This window comes from Stenotrophomonas sp. Steno-Z10-BAI (assembly GCF_056393115.1).
Genome location: NZ_JBWJOZ010000005.1, coordinates 20473 through 40801 on the forward strand (window position 1 = coordinate 20473; position 20329 = coordinate 40801).

Below are 20329 nucleotides of genomic sequence, written 5' to 3' on the forward strand. Positions count from 1 at the left end.
TGGTACCAGGACGCTGACCGATAGTCTGCTAGTCGCCCGTCTCCTTGACCGGTCTTCCCGCAGGCCTGCAGACCACGGACCTCTGCAATGCCCGTCCCACCATGTCTTGGAAGCGCGGACTGCCCAACGCGCGCTCCTGCGCGACGTAGATCACGATCCGCTCTCGTTCGTCTGGTTGAATGCTGGCCCGCAGCCATTCGCTGTATGCATTCGCACGCGCTTCCGGCGTCGGGCCCAGGAGGGTGTAACAGGGATGTGGTGTCAGCATCGGGTTGTGCTCAAGGCCGAGGTACACCCGAACGCTGGACCATCGATATTCCTCTGGAAACGCCACCATCGCGGCCCGTACCGGATTCAGCTCGATGTATCGATGCACCATCAACAGGTAACCATCGGAATCCACCAGACAGGATTTGAACCGGCCCTCCAGCAACGTACCGCTCCGCACATGTCGCTTGTTGAAGTACTGCACATAGTTCTGCCCACACTGCCGCATGGCGGGGGCCAGCCCCTCCACTGTAGACGGTGTGATCAGAAGATGGACGTGATTGCCCATCAGCACGAACGCGTGAATGGCTACCGCCTGCTTGCGGCAGGCATTGCGCAACAGGCGCAGGTAGTGACGCCGGTCTTCATCGTCGATGAACAGTGCAGCGCGATTGACCCCACGTTGTATGACGTGAAGCGGAATGCCGGGGAGAACCAAGCGAGCGGAACGGGGCATGGTCGGCAACGTTGATGGCGAACCGTTACCTTGCAGACCCACGCAGGGAAAAGAGCTAGGCCTGTGGTGCACGCAGCCGTAAGAGAAGCGCGCTTAACTACCTCCGTCCCCGTTATTAACCACCCCCGTCCCCGTTAAAGAAAAGGCCCGGATCGCTCCGGGCCTTTCGTCATCCAACGTGACGCCGCGATCAGCCGCCTTCAGGCGCGAAGGCAAGCGTACGGCGCGTCGTGACTGGTGCACCGACCGGTTCGAACTTCCAGCGCTTGACCGCATTGAGCGCTTCGCGATCGAACACGCGGGCCGGGGTGGCGCGCAGCACGCGAGCGGCGGTCACCGAGCCGTCGGTGCCGACCGTGAGTTCGACCAGTACTTCGCCGGAGGTGCCCGAGCGCAGGGCGTCGGCCGGGTAGCGCGGGGCGGGCGTGCTGACTGGGCGCAGGCTGGGTGCGGCGGCGGCCTGGCGGGTCGCCGCCGCCTGCTGGGCGGCCGCCTGCTGCTGGCGCTGTTCGGCCTCGCGACGGGCGGTGGCCTGGCGCTCGGCATCCTGCGTATCACGGCGCGCGGCTTCCTGCTGCGCGGCGATCTGCCGTGCGGCCTCGGCTTCGGTGGTCTGCTGCTGGGCCAGCTTCTGCTGTTCCACCAGCTGCTTGGCGCGGGTCTCGGCGTCCTTCTTGACCTTGTCGGTCTCTTCCTGGGTGCGCTTGAGGGCGGTCTGCATGCTGCCGCTGATGCCCTGCTTCAGGCGCGGCAACGCCGGGGCGGTCGGGTCCACTTTTTCGATCAGCGCGACCAGCCGCTGGGTCTCGGCGAAGTCCTCGCGGCCCAGGTTCTGCTCGGCGGCGATCAGGGTGTAGGGCAGCAGATCGGTCAGCGCGCTCTTGACCGAGGCGTCATCCGGCGTCTTGTCGCGCAGCGCCAGGTAATACTCGATGGCATTGTCGCCGGCCGGGGCGTACATGCGGTTCTCGCGCAGCGCCTTGCTGGCCAGCTCGCGCAGTTCCTCGGTGCCCATCGACTGGACCTTGGCCGACACCGCCGGTGCGGCCGGGGCAGCAGTGGGGGCCACAGGGGCCGCCGGCGTCGCCGGTACGGTCTCGTCCTTGCCCGAGCAGGCGGACAGGGCCACCAGCAGGATCATCGGCGCGAACAGCCGCGCCGGGCCATGAGTCTTGACGTGCGACATCCAACTCCCCTTTGAAGACGACGATACGTAGGGCCTGATGCGGTCAGGCCGACCGAAGGCCATGGACGTTTCCCGACGTCCACGGCGGACCCGCAGGTGTGCAATCTAGCATCACCCCGCCCGGCCCGGGGGCCAGGCGTCCAGGGCAGGGGGCATCCTCACCGATGCCGCCGCTGCCGTGCAAGCCTCAGTGAGACAGTGCCTTGCTTGGCGTGCCGCTCATCAGCTTGTCGGTGTAGGCGATGCCGATCGCCGAGAGGATGAAGGCGCCATGGATGATGGTCTGCCACATCACACCGTCGGAGGTCATCGTGGAGCACTTGATGACATCGCCCACGGCGGCGACGGCCTTCAGGTACGCCTCGCTGTTGCAGGCGGGCAGGGCGCCCAGGTTGCCGGCACCAATGAAGGTCTTGAGCAGGTGGATCGAGGAGATGCCGATGATCGACAGCGCCAGCTTCACCTTGAGCACGCTCGCGTTGACGTGGCTCAGCCACTCCGGCTGGTCCGGATGACCTTCCAGGCGCAGACGCGAGACGAAGGTTTCATAACCCCCGACGATCACCATCACCAGCAGGTTGGAGATCATCACCACGTCGATCAGGCCCAGCACCAGCAGCATGATTTCCTGCTCCCCCATCTGGTTTGCCTGGTGCAGCAGGTGCCACAGTTCCTTGCCGAACAGGAACACATAGACGCCCTGGGCCAGGATCAGGCCGAGGTACAGGGGCACCTGCAGCCAGCGCGAGGCGAAGATGAGGGTGGACAGGGCGTTCGGGGATTTCGAGGTCGAGCTCATGCTGGAATGCTGCGTTGCGGGGACGGCGCAGCGTAACGGTCCGGCTTGACCCTGCCAAGCCGAGTGACGGACTAGACTCGGGATTCTCTCTTCGCGAGCCCTCGCCATGATCGATCTGTACTACTGGCCTACCCCCAATGGCCACAAAGTCACGCTGATGCTCGAGGAAACCGGGCTGCCGTACCGGATCCAGCCGGTGAACATCGGCGCCGGGGACCAGTTCACGCCTGCCTTCCTGGCGATCTCACCCAACAACAAGATGCCGGCGCTGGTCGACCACCAGCCCACCGACGGCGACGCCCCGCAAAGCGTGTTCGAGTCCGGCGCGATCCTGCTGTACCTGGCCGAGAAGACCGGCCGCTTCCTGCCGGCCGACACCCGCGGCCGCGTGGCGGTACTGGAATGGCTGTTCTGGCAGATGGCCGGGCTCGGCCCGATGAGCGGGCAGATGGGCCATTTCAACGTCTACGCGCCCGAAAAGATTCCCTATGCGATCGAGCGCTACAACAACGAAGTGCGTCGCCTGCACGGGGTGATGGACAAGCGCCTGGCGGAGAGTGCCTACCTCGGCGGCGATGACTACAGCATCGCCGACATGGCCAGCTATCCGTGGATCGGGGCCTACGACACGCTCCCGGTGGACTTTGACGCCTTCCCGAACCTCAAGCGCTGGCATGACGCGATCGCCGCCCGTCCGGCCACCCAGCGCGCGTATGCCCTGCGCGAGAAGGTGAACCCGCAGGCCGGAAAGCCGCTCAGCGAGGAAGAGCGCAAGCGCCTGTTCGGCCAGCGCTGACGCATTGGTCGCCTGCCCGGTCATGCCGGCCGCTGGCCGGCTTTCCGGCACGCTTGGCGCGGCAGGATACCCGCCATCCCCGGCACGATCGGAGCGGTTTTGGTTAGGATGAAGCGTTCCCCGTGCCGTTTTCCTGGCCGGGGACTGCCCAGACGCTCCCGGAACCCTCCATGCGCCACCTGTTTGCTTCGCTCGCCCTGATGCTCGCCTCGACCTCGATCGCCCACGCTGAAAAACTGACCCTGGATGCCATCACCGGCCCGCTGCCGTTGTCCGGCCCGACCCTGATGAAACCCAAGGTGGCCCCGGATGGCTCGCAGGTCAGCTTCCTGCGCGGCAAGGATGCGGACCGCAACCAGCTGGACCTGTGGGCGTACGACATCGCCAGCGGCCAGACCCATCTGCTGGTCGATTCCAAGGTGGTGCTGCCCGGCACGGAAACCCTGAGCGACGCTGAAAAGGCGCGCCGCGAGCGCCAGCGCATCGCCGCGATGACCGGCATCGTCGATTACCAGTGGTCGCCGGACGCCCGCACCCTGCTGTTCCCGCTCGGTGGCGAGCTGTACCTGTACGACCTGAGCAAGCAGGGCAAGGCCGCGGTGCGCCAGCTCACCCACGGCGAAGGCTTCGCTACCGATGCCAAGCTCTCGCCCAAGGGCGGCTTCGTCAGCTTCGTGCGCGCCCGCAACCTGTGGGTGATCGATCTGGCGAGCGGCCAGCAGATCCAGCTCACCGGCGATGGCAGCGACACCATCGGCAACGGCGTGGCCGAGTTCGTCGCCGATGAGGAAATGGACCGTCACACCGGCTACTGGTGGGCGCCGGATGACTCGGCGATCGCCTTCGCCCGCATCGACGAATCGCCGGTGCCGGTGCAGAAGCGCTACGAGATGTATGCCGACCGCACCGAGATGATCGAGCAGCGCTACCCGGCCGCCGGCGACCACAACGTCACCGTCAAACTGGCGGTGATCGCCCCGCGCCGCAACGCCACGCCGCGCTGGATCGACCTGGGCCGCAACCCCGACATCTATCTGGCCCGCGTCGATTGGCGCGACCCGAAGCACCTGACCTTCCAGCGCCAGTCGCGCGACCAGAAGACGCTCGAACTGGTGCAGACCGAACTGGCCAGCGGCCAGCAGCGCACCCTGGTGACCGAAACGTCGCCGACCTGGGTACCGCTGCACAACAGCCTGCGCTTCCTCAAGCAGGGCGGTTTTGTGTGGTCGTCCGAGCGCAGTGGTTTCGAGCACCTGTACCGCATCTCCGATGACGGCAAGACCGTCACCGCGCTGACCGCCGGCAACTGGCCGGTGGACGAACTGCTGGCCGTGGACGAAGACGCCGGCAAGGTCTACTTCCGCGCCGGCGTGGACAGCCCGCGCGACAGCCAGCTGTACGCCGTGTCGCTGCAGGGTGGCGCGCCGCAGCGCCTGTCGCAGACCCCGGGCATGCATACCGCCAGCTTCGCGCGCAACGCCAGCGTCTACGTGGACAGCTGGTCCAACACCACCACGCCGCCGCAGATCGCGCTGCACCGTGCCAACGGCGAGAAGATCGCCACCCTGGTCGAGAACAATCTTGAAGACCCGGCACATCCCTACGCGCACTATCTCGATGCGCAGCGCCCGGTCGAGTTCGGCACCCTGACCGCCGCCGACGGCAAGACCGAGCTGCACTACAGCCTGATCAAGCCGACCGGTTTCGATCCGGCCAAGCGCTACCCGGTGGTGGTGTATGTCTACGGCGGCCCGGCCTCGCAGACGGTCACCAACAGCTGGCCCGGCCGTGGCGATCACCTGTTCAACCAGTACCTGGCCCAGCAGGGCTACGTGGTGTTCTCGCTGGACAACCGCGGCACCCCGCGTCGCGGCCGTGATTTCGGCGGTGCGCTGTACGGCGTGCAGGGCACGGTGGAAGTGGCCGACCAGCTGCGCGGCGTGGCCTGGCTGAAGCAGCAGGCTTGGGTCGATCCGGCGCGCATCGGCGTGCAGGGCTGGTCCAACGGCGGTTACATGACCCTGATGCTGCTGGCCAAGGCCTCCGACAGCTACGCCTGCGGCGTGGCCGGTGCACCGGTGACCGATTGGGGCCTGTACGACACCCACTACACCGAGCGCTACATGAACCTGCCGGGCAACAATCCCAAGGGCTATGAAGAAGCGCGCGTGCTGGCGCATATCGACGGCCTGCGCTCGCGCCTGCTGCTGATCCACGGCATGGCCGATGACAACGTGCTGTTCACCAACTCCACAGTGTTGATGAGCGCGTTGCAGAAGCGCGGCCAGCCGTTTGAACTGATGACCTATCCCGGTGCCAAGCACGGCCTGTCGGGCAGCAACGCGCTGCACCGCTACCGCCTGGCCGAGGACTTCCTGGGGCGCTGCCTGGCGCCCTGATCCGCCGTTGCTGCCACCGGCCTGACAAGGAGTTTGCCGATGACATTGCCGCCCGCACTTCCTGGTACCACCGTGCGCACCGGTTGGTGGCGCCGTCACTGGCGCTGGGCCATGCCAGTGGCGGTGGTGGTCGGCATGGCGGCGGCAGCGGGCGCGGTGTGGTTCGCGCTGTCCCAGTGGGCGTACTGGAGCAAATCCAGCACGCCCTACCAGGAGGCCATGCGCCGCGCGCGCTGCAACGTCGAGCTGGTTGAAGCGCTGGGTGAGCCCCTGCGCGATGGCTACCTGCCCGCGGGGTCGATGCATTCCAACGGGCAGAGCCAGTTCGTGATCGGGGTGAGCGGTCCACAAGGGAAGGGCCGCCTGTTCCTCAATGCCAAGCGCAGTGGCGTGCACTGGGACTACCCGATGCTGTATGTGGTCACCGATGCCAACGACGCCATCGATCTGACCGCGCTGGATGATGCCGAGGCCGCCGAGCGCTGCGCGCTGGCCGAGTGCCGGGCCAAGGGCGAGTGCCCACCGTCGCTCCGTCTTTGAGGGGTGGCTTGGAAGCGTCAGCCTTTCGAATCCGAGATGACGGATGGTTTCGTTGATACCGTGATGCCGCGCGGCGTTCCGCGCACCTGCTGCCGTTAGCCTCGATGCACCTGCCCGGTCGGGCAACGCTGCAGGCGAGGTGGAGACGTGAAACGCATCCTGTGTGGTTGGTTGATCGCGGTGTGTGGCGTGTTGCTGGCGTCGACGACCTGGGCGGCGGTACCGTTCATCGAGGTGCCCGCCGACGGATGGGACCCTGGACCGGAGGCGCGCAAGCGCTACTCCAAGGGCATTTTCGACTGGGCCCGGCGGGTAGAGGTGCACCGTGCTGCGCTGGCGGCTGACCAGCTTCAGGTCGATCTGTTTGACGGCATTCTCGTCGTCAACCGTATGCGCGCTGCCAATAGTGAGACGGACATTACACCGCTCTATCAGGCCATCGGAACGGGACGGGAAGTCCATCGTGAAGCCACGTCGTCGCGGCACCTGTGGGTGGGTGAAGTGGTCGGTGGGCGTGGTGCAGGGGGCATGCCCCAGATTGTCCACGTCATCGAAATGGAAAATGGCGAGTTGATGACGAGCTTCACCCGAGGTCATCTTCGTTACCAACTGTTCGGGAACCTGTTGGTGCGCAGTGATCTGCGGAGGCTGCCGAACGAGGCACCCACGGTGCGCGACCCATATCCAGTGGATCCGCTCATTCTCGACCAAGTCACTCAGTCCGATGAGCGATCCACTATCCGGGTCGCCTTCGGCTATGGGAACAAATCACTGGCGGATGGGAGAGAGCAGATCTTTAGCATGATGCAAAGAGCTGTCGCACATGCAAATGAAGGATTTCGAGAGAGCGGAGTTCTCGTTGACCTGCAGCGGGCGGGAAATGCGCTCCCCGGATATGCCGAATCGACCGTGTTGCAGGCGCTGGACGATCTAGCGTTAGGCATCGAAGGGCCGCTCTGGCTCGTCCATAGAATGCGGCAGATGGAGAAAGCGGATCTCATCTTGATGATCGTCGATACAGACGACGCACCTACTGTTTGCGGCCAGGCACAGCGCTTGCTGGCAACGAAGGAGACGGCGTTTGCGGTGGTGGAGCGGAACTGCCTTGCAGACGAGAAGAACAGCCTTGCTCATGAAATTGGCCACTTGCTTGGCGCCGATCATGACCTGGCGCATGCCTCCGTCCATCCTCCGAAATTCGAATATGGCCACGGCTATCAGGCGCCGCTGAACACGCCTGATCGTTGGCGGACAGTGATGGCTTACGATTGCAGCGACCGCGAATGCGGTCGCATCAATCGATGGTCTTCGCCAAGCGGAAGTCACAATGGACTACCCGCCGGAACGGCGCGGCAACATCACAACGTTCGCGTGCTGAACGAGACGCGTGCCACGATTGCGGCCTTCTATCCAGACCCTTGATCATTGCCTACAGGCGAGAGAACTACGCAATGTGCCTAGCGTTAGCTAGTGAAATTCCATTCATCATGCCAGCGTTGAAACGTGGAAAGCCGGGTCGGGCAATGTCCGGCAATGCTCCAAGCGAGGTGGAGACGTGAAACGCATCCTGTGTGGTTGGTTGATCGCGCTTTGTGGTGTGTTGCTGGCGTCGACGACGTGGGCGGCGGTACCGTTCATCGAGGTGCCCGCCGATGGATGGGGCCCCGGGCCGGAGGCGCGCAAGCGCTACTCCACCGGAATGTACGACTGGGCACGGAGGGTCAAGGTGGACCGGACCGCACTGGCCTCCGATCGGATCCAGGTCGATCTGTTCGACGAGGTGCTCGTTATCGAACGTACGTCCCTCATCGCCACCGAGCCGGAGGATGTTCGTCTGTATGTGGCGGAAGGCAGCACACATGTTGTCCAGCGCTCGTCCACATCGCGGCGACTTTGGACAGGAACGATCATCGGGGTGCGCGGGCCTGGGGGAATACCGAGCACCGTGGACATCACCGAACTGGGCAACGGCGACTTCATGTCCAGTTTTTCACGGGGCCACGTGCTGTATCAGCTATTTGGGGATCTACTGTTGCGCATCGATCTGCGTCGGGTTCCCAATGAGGCACCCACGGTGCGCGACCCATATCCTGTCGACCCGTTCATTCTCGACACCGCCGGCCAGCCTCCCGGCGGGGCATGACCTCCGGCCAATTGCCCCCGGCCCGCCAAGTGCGTAGGGTCGCAGGCATCCTGCCCTGGAGTTCCTGCATGAAGCCGCTTGTCCTCGCTGTCGCGTTGGCCCTGACCGTTCCCGCCGCGTTGTCGGCCCCGCCGGCCTTGGCCGCCCCGGCTGCCGCCAAGCCCGCCGCCTCGCGGGCCTGGGTCACCCGCAGCAACACGCTGGCGCAGATCCTGCTCGATGCGCAGGGCCCGTTCCAGCCGGAAGAGACCGGCTTCTTCGGCGTACCCGGCTATGACGACAAGGTGGCCGATTTCGGCCCCGACAACGGTGCTCGCTACCGCGCGGCGATGACCAAGGCCCGCGGTGAACTGCAGGCCAAGCTCGCCACCGAACGCGATCCCAACGTCCGCCAGGACCTGGCGATCATGATCGCCGCTGCCAACCAGAACATCGAAGGCAGCGAACTCAACGAGAAGTACCTGCTGCCGTGGAGCGACACCCCGCAGACGGTGTTCAGCGGCCTCAACCTGCTGCTGTCCGACCAGGTGCCCACCGAGCGCCGGGCCAAGGCGCTGGATCGCCTGAAGGCCTACGCCGGGCTTGCCCCGGGCACGCAGCCGGTGACCACGCTGTCGCGCCAGCGCTATGAAGAGCGCCTGGGCGACAAGACCCTGCTGCAGCCGACGAAGATCGAAGTGGAGCAGTCGCTGGCCAATGTGGACACCTACATCACCGGCATCGAGCAGCTGTTCGGCAAGTACAAGGTGGCCGGCGCCGAGCAGGCGCTGCAGACCATCGCCAGCCAGCTGCGCGAGTACCGCGATTGGACCCGCCGCGAGGTGCTGCCCAAGGCCCGCACCGATGCGCGTCTGCCCGAGCCGCTGTATGCGTACCAGCTCAAGCGCGTGGGCATCGACATCGCCCCGGCGCTGCTGATGCAGCGGGCCCAGCTGGAATTCATGGAAACCCGCTCGGCGATGCGCCAGCTGGCACCGCTGGTAGTGCAGGCCAAGGGCCTGAAGGTCACCGACAGCACCGACCCGGTGGCCGTGGTACGTGCGCTCAAGGGCGACAAGATTCCCGACGATCAGCTCGAGCACCACTACCGCGGCGTGATCGATGCGATCGACCCGATCATCCGCAAGGAAAAGATCGTCGATGTGCCGCAGCGCCCGATGCAGATGCGCCTGGGCTCGGCTGCCGAAAGCGCCGCCTCGCCGGCACCGCATTTCCTGCCGGCGCCGCTGGTCGGCAATACCGGGCAGCAGGGCACCTTCGTGTTGCCGCTGGGCAACCCGGCCGCTGGCGACAAGGCCGCGCAGTACGACGATTTCAACTTCGGCTCGGCCGCCTGGACGCTGAGCGCGCATGAAGGCCGCCCGGGCCACGAACTGCAGTTCACCGCGATGGTCGAGCGCGGCATCTCGCTGGCCCGCACGATGTTCGCCTTCAATTCGGTCAACGTGGAAGGCTGGGCGCTGTATGCCGAAGCGGAGATGGTGCCGTACGAGCCGCTGGACGGTCAGCTGATCGCGCTGCAGTTCCGCCTGCTGCGGGCCGCACGCGCGATGCTGGACCCGATGCTCAACCTGGGTCAGATCGACCGGGCCAACGCCGAGCGCGTGCTGATCGATGAGGTCGGCCTGTCCAAGGCGATGGCCACGCAGGAGCTGGACCGCTACATGGTGCGCATGCCCGGCCAGGCCGGCAGCTACTTCTACGGCTACACCCGGATTCTTGAGCTGCGCATGCAGACCGAGCTGGCGCTGGGCGATCGCTTCGACCGGCTGGCGTTCAACAACTTCCTGCTCGACCAGGGCCTGCTGCCGCCGGACCAGCTGGCCAAGGCCGTCAATGACGTCTTCGTGCCGAAGTACAAAAGCGCGGCCAAGCGCTGACGCGTTTGCGGTAGGCACCGACCGTTGGTCGGTGCGCTATCCCAGCAGCCACGACCAACGGTCGTGGTCTACCGCGGCCTTCGTTACCGCTGCGGCGTGATCGTCTGCGTCGGCAGGCGCGGCGCCGGCGGCGGATTCGGGACCCAGATGGCCACACCGGCCGCGCGCTTCTGCGTGGTCGGGATGCCGATGCCCACACCACCGCCCACGTGCGAGCCGTAGCTGCCCGCACCGACGGACATGCCGACTGGCGAGCCGCTGGAGCCCACGCCCATCAGGATCACGCCGTTGGCACCGAGGGCGGCGGCCTCACGCTTGAGCCGCATGACCGCGGCATCGGTCTGGCCCTGTGTGCCGAAACCGACCGCACTGGCCGATTCGAGCTGGGCGATTTCCTGTGACCCTGCCGGCGGCGTGGAATAAATCTGCACCGTGGCCGGATCGACCGGGGCACGCGCCTGGCCGAGCATGACCTTGGAGGTGCTGGCGCAGCCGGCGCTGAGCAGCGCCAGGCCCAGCAATGCAGCGCATCGGATGTTCATGGCGTTACCCCTGTGTGTCATGGCTGGGATGATCGGTGCTGGCGACTGAATCGGTCCCAACCCCTGCCAATGCACCCTAGCACCGCCCCGGTGAGGCCCCCGCCAACGGCGTCTCGCTGCCGCTTGCGCCTGCGCCGGGAACCGCTATGGTGGGCCACGCATTCACCTCAAGGAGCCGGGCATGGGATTGATCAGTCTGTTGTGGGGCATCGTCGCGCTGCTCTGGATGATTGTGGCCCTGATCCCGCTATTGGGCTGGGGCAACTGGTTCCTGATCCCGTTTGCCGCGGTGGGTGCGGTGATCGCCGCCATCGGCATCCTGTTCACCCACGCCAGCAAGCGCGGCCGGGCCTGGACCGGGCTGGTGCTCAACGGCATCGTGGTGGTGGTGGGGATCGTCCGGCTCGGGCTGGGTGGCGGCATCATCTGAGCCGTGCGGGTGCGACCGACCGTCGCAGCTCACGGCCGCCCGGTACCATCGGCGTAGAATGACCGGCTGCCGCATCCGGCTCTGCCGGCGGTCCACGCCCGTCCGGGCGCTCTCCCTGCACCGATGATCATTCGTCCTCGTCCCCACGGCTGGCAACTGCTCTACATCCTGCGCGGCTCCATCGTTCCGGCGGTGGCTCCGAAGGTCGTGGCGATCCTATTGCTGTCGGTCGCGGTCGCGGCCCTGGCCGAGCTGTGGCACCCGCCGGGCATCGAGCGCGTGTCGGTGGCACCGTTCACCCTGCTGGGCCTGGTGCTGTCGATCTTCCTCAGCTTCCGCAACAACGCCTGCTTCGAGCGCTGGTGGGAAGGCCGCAAGCTATGGGGCCAGCTGATTTATGAATCACGCAGCCTGGCCCGCCTGTGCCAGGCGCTGCTGGTCGACGATACGGCGCTGCGTGATCGCGTGTGCCGGCTGTGCATCGGTTTCGCGCATGCGCTGGCGGCCCGCCTGCGTGGCCGCGACATGGCGCTGGCGGCGCTGCCGTGGGTACCCGAGGCCGATCGCGCGCGGTTCGGCCAGCGCCTCAATGCACCGGATCAACTGTTGGCGATGATCGCTGCCGATCTCGCCCAGGCGCTGCGCGCCGGTCAGCTGGATTCGTACCTCTACACGCAGTTCGAAACACGCCTGCATGCGCTGTCCAGCATCCAGGCCGGTTGCGAGCGCATCCTGACCACGCCGCTGCCGTTCGCCTACACGCTGCTGCTGCACCGGTGCGCGTGGCTGTTCTGCGTGCTGCTGCCCTTCGGCCTGGCCAGTTCGCTGGGTTGGGCAACGCCGGTGGTCTCGGCCGTGCTGGCGTATGCGTTCTTCGGCCTGGACCAGCTCGGCGAGGAGATGGAAGAGCCGTTCGGGCTGGAATCCAACGACCTGCCGCTGGATGCGATGGTGCGCACCGTCGAAATCGATCTGCTCGACAGCCTGGGCGTCCAGCCGCTGCCCGAGCCCCTGCAACCGCGGCAGTACCTGCTGCAGTAATTCCTGCCTTCCGTTCCGGAGCTTCTCATGGCACATCCTGACTATCGCCCCCGCCGCATGCGTCACGACGAGTTCTCGCGTCGTTTGATGCGCGAGAACACGCTGACCACCGACGACCTGATCTATCCGGTGTTCGTGCACGAGCTGGCCGGCCGCGCGCCGGTGGCTTCGATGCCCGGCGTGGAGCGGCTGTCGATCGACGAGCTGTTGAACGTGGCGGAAGAAGCGCTGGAACTGGGCATCCCGGTGATCGACCTGTTCCCGGTGATCGATCCGGCCGGCAAGTCGCTCGATGCCGCCGCGGCGTGGGATGAGAATGGTCTGGCACAGCGCGCCATCCGCGCGTTGAAGTCGCGCTTCCCCGAGCTGGGCGTGATGACCGATGTCGCGCTGGATCCGTACACCACGCATGGTCAGGACGGCATCATTGATGACAAGGGTTACGTGCTCAACGACATCACGGTGGAGGCGCTGGTCAAGCAGTCGCTGTCGCACGCCGAAGCCGGCGTGGACATCATTTCCCCGTCGGACATGATGGATGGCCGCATCGGTGCGATCCGCCGTGCGCTGGATGCCGCCGGCCACGTCAACGTGCGGATCATGGCCTACTCGGCCAAGTACGCCTCGGCGTTCTACGGTCCGTTCCGCGACGCGGTCGGCAGCTCCAACGGCCTCGGCAAGGCGGACAAGAAGACCTACCAGATGGACCCGGCCAACGGCGACGAGGCCATGCGTGAGATCGCGCTGGACCTGGAAGAGGGTGCGGACATGGTGATGGTCAAGCCGGGCATGCCCTACCTGGACCTGGTGCGCCGGGTGAAGCAGCAGTTCGGCGTGCCGACCTTCGCCTATCAGGTCAGTGGCGAGTACGCGATGATGAAGGCCGCCTTCGCCAATGGCTGGCTGGACGAGCGGGCCTGCGTGATGGAATCGTTGATCGGCTTCAAGCGCGCCGGCGCCGATGGCGTGTTGACCTATTTCGCCCCGCAGGTGGCGCGTTGGCTGCGCGAACGCTGACAATACGCGCCCACCCCGATACAGGACGAGGATGATGCAGACGATGGGATGGCTACAGTGGGTGACCTGGACGGCCGGCGTGCTGGCCTTTGCCGTGGTCATCGGGCTGGTGATCCGTGGTGTGCGCCGCGCCGCGCGGCAGGCGCCGGAGCAACCCTCCGCCGCCGCGCGCATTGCCCGTGAGGCGCAGCTGTCGCCCGCCTTGCAGGCACAGCTGGCGGCATTGAACCAGCGCAAGGATCACGGCGAGATCAGCGAAGCGCAGTACGAGCAGCAACGCGCGGCGCTGCTGCAGGCGCACTAGCGCTCGGCCAGCACGATCACGGGTAGCGCCACGCCATGCGTGGCGGCCTTTCGGCGACCGCGGCGTCAACCGCAGCCGGCACCTCGCGGTGCTGACGGCGCCTTGATCCGGTACAGGTCCAGCCCGCCGGCACGCGGTGCGCGTGCCATGCCAGCCAGGACCATCTCCGAAGGCTTGGACGCGTCCACCACCGGCGCGCCGGTCTGGCCGTCGGCGGTATTGAACGACAGCGTCAGCGGCACCGCCGCCTGGCGGTGATCGCAGCTCGCCAGCAGGACCTGCGAATGCCCCCGGCTTGCGCGGGTGAAGGCCAGCGCGCCCGCATTGTCCAGCCAGGCGGCCCCGAGTTCGTCGGCGGCCGTATTGAGCGGGGCCGGCAGGGCCTGCGCCGTCCCAAATCCCTCGCCCTGCACGGGCGCCAGATACAGATCGAAGCCGCCCTGGGTGGCTGTGCCATTGCGCGAGAACAGCAGCGTGCGTCCATCCGGACGCAGCGCGGGGGCACGTTCATCGGTGCGGGTGTTGAGCGCCGGCAGGGCCTGCACGGTCCCGAAGGTGCCATCGGTGGCCACCGGGGCACGGTACAGATCGAACCCGCCCTGGCCGCCGCGGCGGTTGGAGGCGAAGTACAGCCACTGGCCATCGTGGCTGAAGTACGGGTCGCGTTCGTCGTCGGCGCTGTTGAGCGCGAGCGGGGCAGGGTCCTGCCAGCGCCCTTCGCGCAGCACCCCCTGCCACAGGTTCCAGCCGCCGCTGGCCCCGGCGCGGTCGCTGGCCCACACGATGCGCTGGCCGTCCGGCGCGATCGTGGCCTGGGCTTCGTTGGCCTTGGTCGAGACCACGCCCATGCCCTCGATGCCGAATTCGGAAAGCGCCATCGCGGCGGGTGTGCAGAGTAAACTGGCGCTCAGCGCGAGCAGAGACAATGGAATGCGCATCATCGCGTCCGTTGGGGTTTGCGTTCCATTCTAGGCCCGGAGCAGGAAACCCATGACCGACCGTTACGCCGTATTCGGCCAGCCCATCGCGCATTCGCAGTCGCCGCACATCCATGCCACGTTCGGCCGGCAGGAAGGCCTGGCGCTGGACTACCGTGCGATCGAGGCATCGCCGGCCGAGTTCCTGGCAGCGCTGGAGGCCTTCGCTGCCGAGGGTGGCGTGGGCGCCAACATCACCGCGCCGCACAAGGAAGCTGCCTTCGCGCTGTGCACCACGCTGACCTCGCGCGCGCGCCGCGCCGGTGCGGTCAACACGCTGCTGCGCAAGGGCGACCGCTGGCATGGCGATACCACCGATGGCATCGGCCTGGTCCGGGATCTCACCGACCGCCACGGCCTGGACCTGCGTGGCCGCCGCACCCTGCTGATCGGCGCCGGTGGCTCGGCGCGCAGCGTGGCCCCGGCGCTGCTGGATGCCGGCATCCTGGAGCTGGTGGTGGTCAACCGCACCCCGGAGCGCGCCGACGCGCTGATCGATGCGATGGGCGAGCCGGGCCGCGCCATCACCCGCTACTGGGAAGACATCCGCGAACTGGGTGATTTCGAGCTGATCATCAATGCCACCTCGGCCGGCCGCGACCGCGCCGCGGAGTTCAAGCTGCCGCTGTCGCTGGTCAACAGCATGACCACCGCGGTCGATCTCAACTACGGCGAGGCTGCGATTGCCTTCACTGCGTGGGCGCGCTCGGCCAGCTGCCGCAACATCGTTGATGGCCTGGGCATGCTGGTCGAACAGGCGGCGGAGAGCTTCCTGCAGTGGCACGCCGTGCGCCCGCAGACCGATGCCGTCTACACCGAGCTGCGCACCCAGCTGGCCCCGCTGGCCGGCGAGGACTGAACCGGTGGACATGGATCTGCTGATCTCGATGCTGACCATGGTGGGCGTGCGCCTGCCGGTGCTGATTGCGCTGGCAATCGCCGTGGTCTGGGTGGTGGATACCCCGCGCGGCGCGATCCGCAGCGTGGCCCTGGGCGCACTGGGCGTGATGGCGCTGACCACCCTGGCCGGCCTGGTGCTGAACCTGGTGCCGATGTGGATGGTGCAGCAGGGCAACTACGAGAACCTGCAGCTGATGTCCAAGCTGCTCGGTGCCGGCCACTTCGCACTCAATCTGTTCGAGGCGCTTGCGCTGGTGCTGCTGGTCTGGGCGATGACCCGCGCGCTGCGCGGCCACGCCGTTCCGCCCGTTGCGCCGCTGCCGCCGCGCTGAGCAGGTGCAGCAGGCTGTCGCGGCCCACAGCGTTGGCGTGGGCCGCGTCACGGATATGAACCGCCGCGGAAAATGGCGCCGGTCACGGCCCCCGGGTCGTGAGAAAATGGGGACTGTGATCCAGTCAGGCAGTCCCCCGGCGTGACCGAAAAAGTTGAAGCCCCCCGCGCCCTGAACGACGAGCTCAAGGCCGGCATCCGCGATGCTTACGCCAAGCTGCAGGCCAATACGCCCGGCTTCAGCACGCGGCGTTCGCAGAGCCAGATGATCGGCGTGGTGTCGCGTGCGCTCTCGCACAGCGGCGGCGTCGGCGTGGTCGAAGCGCCGACCGGCGTCGGCAAGTCGCTGGGCTACCTGACCGCCGGCGTGCCGATTGCGCTGGCGACCAAGAAGAAGCTGGTGATCAGCACCGGCACCGTGGCGCTGCAGTCGCAGCTGGTCGAGCGCGACATCCCCAATTTCCTCAAGGCCACCGGCATCGAAGCCACCGTGGCGCTGGCCAAGGGCCGCACCCGCTACCTGTGCACCCGCAACGCGGCCGAAGCGCATGGCGACGGCGCGCAGGAAGGCATGTTCGACGACGAACAGCCGTTGTTCGACCGCCCGTTGGCGCCGATCGAGATGGACCTGGCGCAGTCGCTGAGCAAGGCCTTCCTCGAAGGCCGCTGGAACGGTGACCTGGACAACGCGCCGGAAACGATCAGCAACACCCTGCGCTCGCGCATCACCACGCCCGCCTCGGGCTGCGCCGGGCGCAAGTGCGCCTACTCGGCGCAGTGCGCGGTACTGCGCTCGCGCAACACCGTGCGCGAGGCGCAGATCGTGGTGACCAATCACGCGCTGCTGTTGTCGGCGCTGTCGATCGGCGAGAGCGACAACGGCCAGCCGCTGATCGCGCCGCCCTCGGACATGCTGCTGGTGCTTGATGAAGGGCATCACATCGGCAACGTCGCCATCGACCAGGGCGCGGCCAGCCTCGCGCTGGACGAAATGGCCAAGCGCACCGGCCGCCTGCAGGTGCTGATCGCTGCGTCCTACCGCGCGGTGGACAAGGACAAGCTGGGCAACCTGCTGCCCAACGAGGCCATCGAAGCCGCCGCCAAGGTCAGCAAGCAGCTCAAGGCGTTCCGCGATGTGATCGACCGCAGCTGGCGGCCGGACCCGGCCGCCCAGGAGCCGATGTGGCGCGCCCCGAACGGCCGCCTGCCGGAGATCTGGATGCCCGATATCGAGACCATCGCCGACGACACCCGCGCGCTGTTCAACTGGGCGCATGCCGCGCTGACGCAGGTCGCCAAGGGCAAGCCCGAGGATGCCGCGCGCGAACGCCTGCAGCGCAACCTTGGCATGGCGCTGGAGATGATCGAGCAGCAGCACAATCTGTGGACCGGCTGGCGCCGCGAAGACAAGGAGGGCCAGCCGCCGACCGCGCGCTGGATCACCCTCTCGCGCGATGGCGACCTGGTCCTGCATGGCTCGCCGGTCTCGGCCGCGAACGTGCTGCGCAAGCTGCTCTGGGATGAAGTGGATTCGGTGGTGATGACCTCGGCCACGCTCACCGGCGGTGGCGATTTCCAGGCGCTGGCGATCGACAACGGCATTCCGGCCGAAGCCGAGATGGTCTCGCTGGCCTCGCCGTTCGATCTGCCCAACCAGGCCCAGCTGATCGTGCCAGCGTTCCCGGTGACCCCGGATGACAAGGAAGGTCACCCCAAGGAAATCGCGAAGTACCTGGTCAAGGAGCTGGACTGGGGCAAGGGCAGCATCGTGCTGTTCACCTCGCGCTGGAAGATGGAGAAGGTGGCCGAGCTGATGCCGGCCGCGCAGCGCAAGCACGTGCTGGTGCAGGGCGAGACCGCCAAGCAGAAAATGATCGACGAGCACCTGCGGCGCACCTCGGCCGGGGAGGGCTCGGTGCTGTTCGGGCTCAATTCCTTCGGCGAGGGCCTCGATCTGCCCGGCGAGGCCTGCACCACGGTGGTGATCACCCAGGTGCCCTTCGCGGTGCCGACCGACCCGCAGACCTCCACGCTGAGCGAGTGGTTCGAAAGCCGTGGCCTGAACGCCTTCAACCTGATCGCGATCCCGCACGCCCTGCGTACGCTGACCCAGTTCTCCGGCCGCTTGATCCGCACCTCCACCGATACCGGCCGCGTGATCATCCTCGACTCGCGGCTGCTGACCCGCCGCTACGGCAAGCGCATCATCGATTCACTGCCGCCGTTCAAGCGGGTGATCGGGTAGCGGTACACGACACTTGCAACGGGGCGTTGCGTTGCGAAACGGTAGAGCCACGCCATGCGTGGCTGCTCTCCGATCAGAACGCGCCGCAGCCTGAAACTGCACCCATCCACGCGTGGCGTGGAGCTAGTCCTCCAGTTTCGCAAGGTCGCGCACCGCGCCCTTGTCAGCACTGGTGGCCAGCAACGCATACGCCTTCAGTGCACCGGTGACCTTGCGCGGACGCGCCTCGCGCGGCTTCCAGCCGAGCGCGTCCTGTTCGGCGCGGCGTGCGGCCAGCGTGGCGTCATCGAGCAGCAGATCGATGCGCCGTGCGGGAATGTCGATACGGATGCGGTCGCCGTTGCGGACCAGGCCAATGGTGCCGCCCGAGGCCGCTTCCGGCGAGGCATGCCCGATCGACAGGCCCGAGGTGCCACCGGAGAAACGGCCGTCGGTGAGCAGGGCGCATTGCTTGCCCAGGCCCTTGGATTTCAGATAGCTGGTCGGGTACAGCATTTCCTGCATGCCCGGGCCACCGCGCGGTCCTTCGTAGCGGATCACCACCACATCGCCGGCGACCACTTCATCGGCGAGGATGCCCTGTACAGCGGCGTCCTGGCTCTCGAACACGCGCGCGTTGCCTTCGAACACGTGGATGGATTCATCGACGCCGGCGGTCTTCACCACGCAGCCATCAACGGCCAGATTGCCGCGCAGCACCGCCAGCCCGCCTTCGGCCGAATAGGCATGCGCGACGGCGCGGATACAGCCTTCGGCACGGTCCACGTCCAGCGTCGGCCAGCGCGTGGCCTGGCTGAACGCGACCTGGGTCGGGATGCCGGCGGGCCCTGCGCGGAAGAAATCGTGGACCGTCTCATCGGTGCTCACCGCGACATCCCAGCGCGCGATCGCCTCGGCCAGGGTGCGGCTGTGCACGGTCGGCACGTCGGTATGCAGCAGGCCACCGCGCGCGAGCTCGCCGAGGATGCCGAACACACCGCCCGCGCGATGCACATCCTCCATGTGGTACTTCGGTGTGTTCGGCGCAACCTTGCACAGCTGCGGCACACGGCGTGAGAGTTCGTCGATGGCATGCAGATCGAAGTCCACCTCCGCTTCCTGCGCCGCGGCCAGCAGATGCAGGATGGTGTTGGTGGAACCGCCCATGGCGATGTCCAGCGTCATCGCATTCTCGAACGCTTCGCGGGTGGCGATGCCGCGCGGCAATGCACCCGCTTCTTCGCCCCCATACCAGCGATGGCACAGCTCCACGATCAGGCGCCCGGCGCGGCGGAACAGCTGCTCGCGGTCGGCGTGGGTGGCCAGCGTGGAGCCGTTGCCGGGCAGCGACAAGCCCAGTGCTTCGGTCAGGCAGTTCATCGAGTTGGCGGTGAACATGCCCGAGCACGACCCGCACGTGGGACAGGCGCTGCGCTCGTACTCGGCGACCTTCTCGTCGCTGGCGCTTTCATCGGCGGCGATCACCATCGCATCGACCAGGTCCAGCTTGTGCTCGGACAGGCGCGTCTTGCCGGCTTCCATCGGGCCACCGGAGACGAACACCACCGGGATGTTCAGGCGCAGCGCGGCCATCAGCATGCCGGGGGTGATCTTGTCGCAGTTGGAGATGCACACCAGGGCGTCGGCACAGTGCGCGTTGACCATGTACTCCACCGAGTCGGCGATGATCTCGCGGCTGGGCAGCGAATACAGCATGCCGTCGTGGCCCATGGCGATCCCGTCATCCACCGCGATGGTGTTGAACTCCTTCGCCACGCCGCCGACCTGCTCGATCTCGCGCGCCACGAGCTGGCCCAGGTCCTTGAGGTGCACGTGGCCGGGCACGAACTGGGTGAACGAGTTGGCGACGGCGATGATCGGCTTGTGGAAGTCGCCATCGGTCATCCCGGTGGCGCGCCACAGGGCGCGTGCGCCGGCCATGTTGCGGCCGGCGGTGGAGGTGCGGGAGCGGTATTCAGGCATGGTGGCTGGCAGGATCTGGCGGGCCGTGGGGGCGCGTTTCACCTCGATTCTGCCGAAAAATTCCGGTTGCGTTTGCAACCACCTTCGCCGCTGCCGCGGCCCCGCCCAGAGCG

At 66.7% G+C, this 20329-nt stretch carries 19 protein-coding genes; 13 read left to right on the forward strand and 6 right to left on the reverse strand.

Annotation, left to right across the window (positions count from 1 at the left end; translation table 11 throughout):
* Positions 1-28: 28 nt before the first annotated feature.
* The 3 genes from AC06E9_RS13275 to AC06E9_RS13285 all read right to left on the reverse strand — a co-directional run bounded on the left by AC06E9_RS13275 (position 29) and on the right by AC06E9_RS13285 (position 2709).
* A complete protein-coding gene (locus AC06E9_RS13275) occupies positions 29-724 on the reverse strand; it encodes a transposase (RefSeq protein WP_478049955.1) in 696 nt (231 codons plus the stop codon).
* 190 nt (positions 725-914) lie between these two features.
* Positions 915-1910 (reverse strand): energy transducer TonB, encoded by a 996-nt coding sequence (locus tag AC06E9_RS13280; RefSeq protein ID WP_152152148.1) that lies wholly within the window; start codon positions 1908-1910, stop codon positions 915-917.
* Positions 1911-2097: 187 nt separating this feature from the next.
* Positions 2098-2709 (reverse strand): TIGR00645 family protein, encoded by a 612-nt coding sequence (locus AC06E9_RS13285; RefSeq protein ID WP_121040802.1) that lies wholly within the window; start codon positions 2707-2709, stop codon positions 2098-2100.
* A 106-nt stretch (positions 2710-2815) separates the two neighbouring features.
* On the opposite strand from AC06E9_RS13285, the gene AC06E9_RS13290 reads away from it, so the two are divergent.
* The 6 genes from AC06E9_RS13290 to AC06E9_RS13315 all read left to right on the forward strand — a co-directional run bounded on the left by AC06E9_RS13290 (position 2816) and on the right by AC06E9_RS13315 (position 10467).
* Positions 2816-3505: a glutathione binding-like protein gene (locus AC06E9_RS13290; RefSeq protein WP_478056211.1), complete on the forward strand. Its 690-nt coding sequence runs from the start codon at positions 2816-2818 to the stop codon at positions 3503-3505.
* A 170-nt stretch (positions 3506-3675) separates the two neighbouring features.
* Positions 3676-5904: a S9 family peptidase gene (locus tag AC06E9_RS13295; protein WP_478056212.1), complete on the forward strand. Its 2229-nt coding sequence runs from the start codon at positions 3676-3678 to the stop codon at positions 5902-5904.
* Between the two features lie 39 nt (positions 5905-5943).
* Positions 5944-6444, forward strand: a complete 501-nt coding sequence (locus AC06E9_RS13300) for a cytochrome c oxidase assembly factor Coa1 family protein (RefSeq protein ID WP_461769669.1) — start codon at positions 5944-5946, stop codon at positions 6442-6444.
* 147 nt (positions 6445-6591) lie between these two features.
* Positions 6592-7866: a M12 family metallo-peptidase gene (locus AC06E9_RS13305; protein ID WP_461769668.1), complete on the forward strand. Its 1275-nt coding sequence runs from the start codon at positions 6592-6594 to the stop codon at positions 7864-7866.
* Between the two features lie 133 nt (positions 7867-7999).
* Positions 8000-8587 carry a hypothetical protein gene (locus tag AC06E9_RS13310; protein WP_147433887.1) on the forward strand — a complete coding sequence of 196 codons (588 nt, stop codon included), beginning with the start codon at positions 8000-8002 and terminating at the stop codon, positions 8585-8587.
* A 68-nt stretch (positions 8588-8655) separates the two neighbouring features.
* On the forward strand, positions 8656-10467 hold the full coding sequence (locus AC06E9_RS13315; protein ID WP_478056213.1) for a DUF885 domain-containing protein: 1812 nt from the start codon (positions 8656-8658) through the stop codon (positions 10465-10467).
* A gap of 83 nt (positions 10468-10550) precedes the next feature.
* Here the strand turns inward: AC06E9_RS13315 and AC06E9_RS13320 are convergent, their stop codons facing one another.
* Positions 10551-11009 (reverse strand): hypothetical protein, encoded by a 459-nt coding sequence (locus tag AC06E9_RS13320; protein ID WP_019185443.1) that lies wholly within the window; start codon positions 11007-11009, stop codon positions 10551-10553.
* A 181-nt stretch (positions 11010-11190) separates the two neighbouring features.
* On the opposite strand from AC06E9_RS13320, the gene AC06E9_RS13325 reads away from it, so the two are divergent.
* From AC06E9_RS13325 to AC06E9_RS13340, 4 genes are all read left to right on the forward strand, one after another.
* Positions 11191-11439, forward strand: coding sequence for a hypothetical protein (locus AC06E9_RS13325; RefSeq protein ID WP_019185442.1), 249 nt, complete (start codon positions 11191-11193; stop codon positions 11437-11439).
* Positions 11440-11562: 123 nt separating this feature from the next.
* Entirely contained in the window at positions 11563-12480 is a 918-nt protein-coding gene (locus AC06E9_RS13330; RefSeq protein ID WP_478049958.1) for a bestrophin family protein, read from the forward strand.
* 27 nt (positions 12481-12507) lie between these two features.
* The gene (hemB, locus tag AC06E9_RS13335; RefSeq protein ID WP_121040786.1) at positions 12508-13497 is read left to right on the forward strand and encodes a porphobilinogen synthase; all 990 of its coding nucleotides are present in this window, start codon (positions 12508-12510) and stop codon (positions 13495-13497) included.
* 31 nt (positions 13498-13528) lie between these two features.
* Positions 13529-13801, forward strand: a complete 273-nt coding sequence (locus AC06E9_RS13340; RefSeq protein WP_121040784.1) for an SHOCT domain-containing protein — start codon at positions 13529-13531, stop codon at positions 13799-13801.
* Between the two features lie 65 nt (positions 13802-13866).
* Here AC06E9_RS13340 and AC06E9_RS13345 read toward each other — a convergent pair whose 3' ends face one another.
* Entirely contained in the window at positions 13867-14739 is an 873-nt protein-coding gene (locus AC06E9_RS13345; RefSeq protein ID WP_478056214.1) for a TolB family protein, read from the reverse strand.
* Positions 14740-14791: 52 nt separating this feature from the next.
* Between AC06E9_RS13345 and aroE the strand changes: the two genes are divergently transcribed.
* The 3 genes from aroE (at position 14792) to dinG (ending at position 18254) form a co-directional block, all read left to right on the forward strand.
* Entirely contained in the window at positions 14792-15637 is an 846-nt protein-coding gene (gene aroE / locus AC06E9_RS13350) for a shikimate dehydrogenase (RefSeq protein WP_121040782.1), read from the forward strand.
* Between the two features lie 10 nt (positions 15638-15647).
* A complete protein-coding gene (locus tag AC06E9_RS13355) occupies positions 15648-16010 on the forward strand; it encodes a hypothetical protein (protein WP_121040780.1) in 363 nt (120 codons plus the stop codon).
* Between the two features lie 141 nt (positions 16011-16151).
* Positions 16152-18254, forward strand: coding sequence for an ATP-dependent DNA helicase DinG (dinG, locus tag AC06E9_RS13360; RefSeq protein ID WP_478056215.1), 2103 nt, complete (start codon positions 16152-16154; stop codon positions 18252-18254).
* A gap of 123 nt (positions 18255-18377) precedes the next feature.
* Here dinG and ilvD read toward each other — a convergent pair whose 3' ends face one another.
* Complete coding sequence (gene ilvD, locus AC06E9_RS13365; protein WP_282258049.1) at positions 18378-20216, reverse strand: dihydroxy-acid dehydratase; 1839 nt, start codon at positions 20214-20216, stop codon at positions 18378-18380.
* Positions 20217-20329 lie beyond the last annotated feature (113 nt).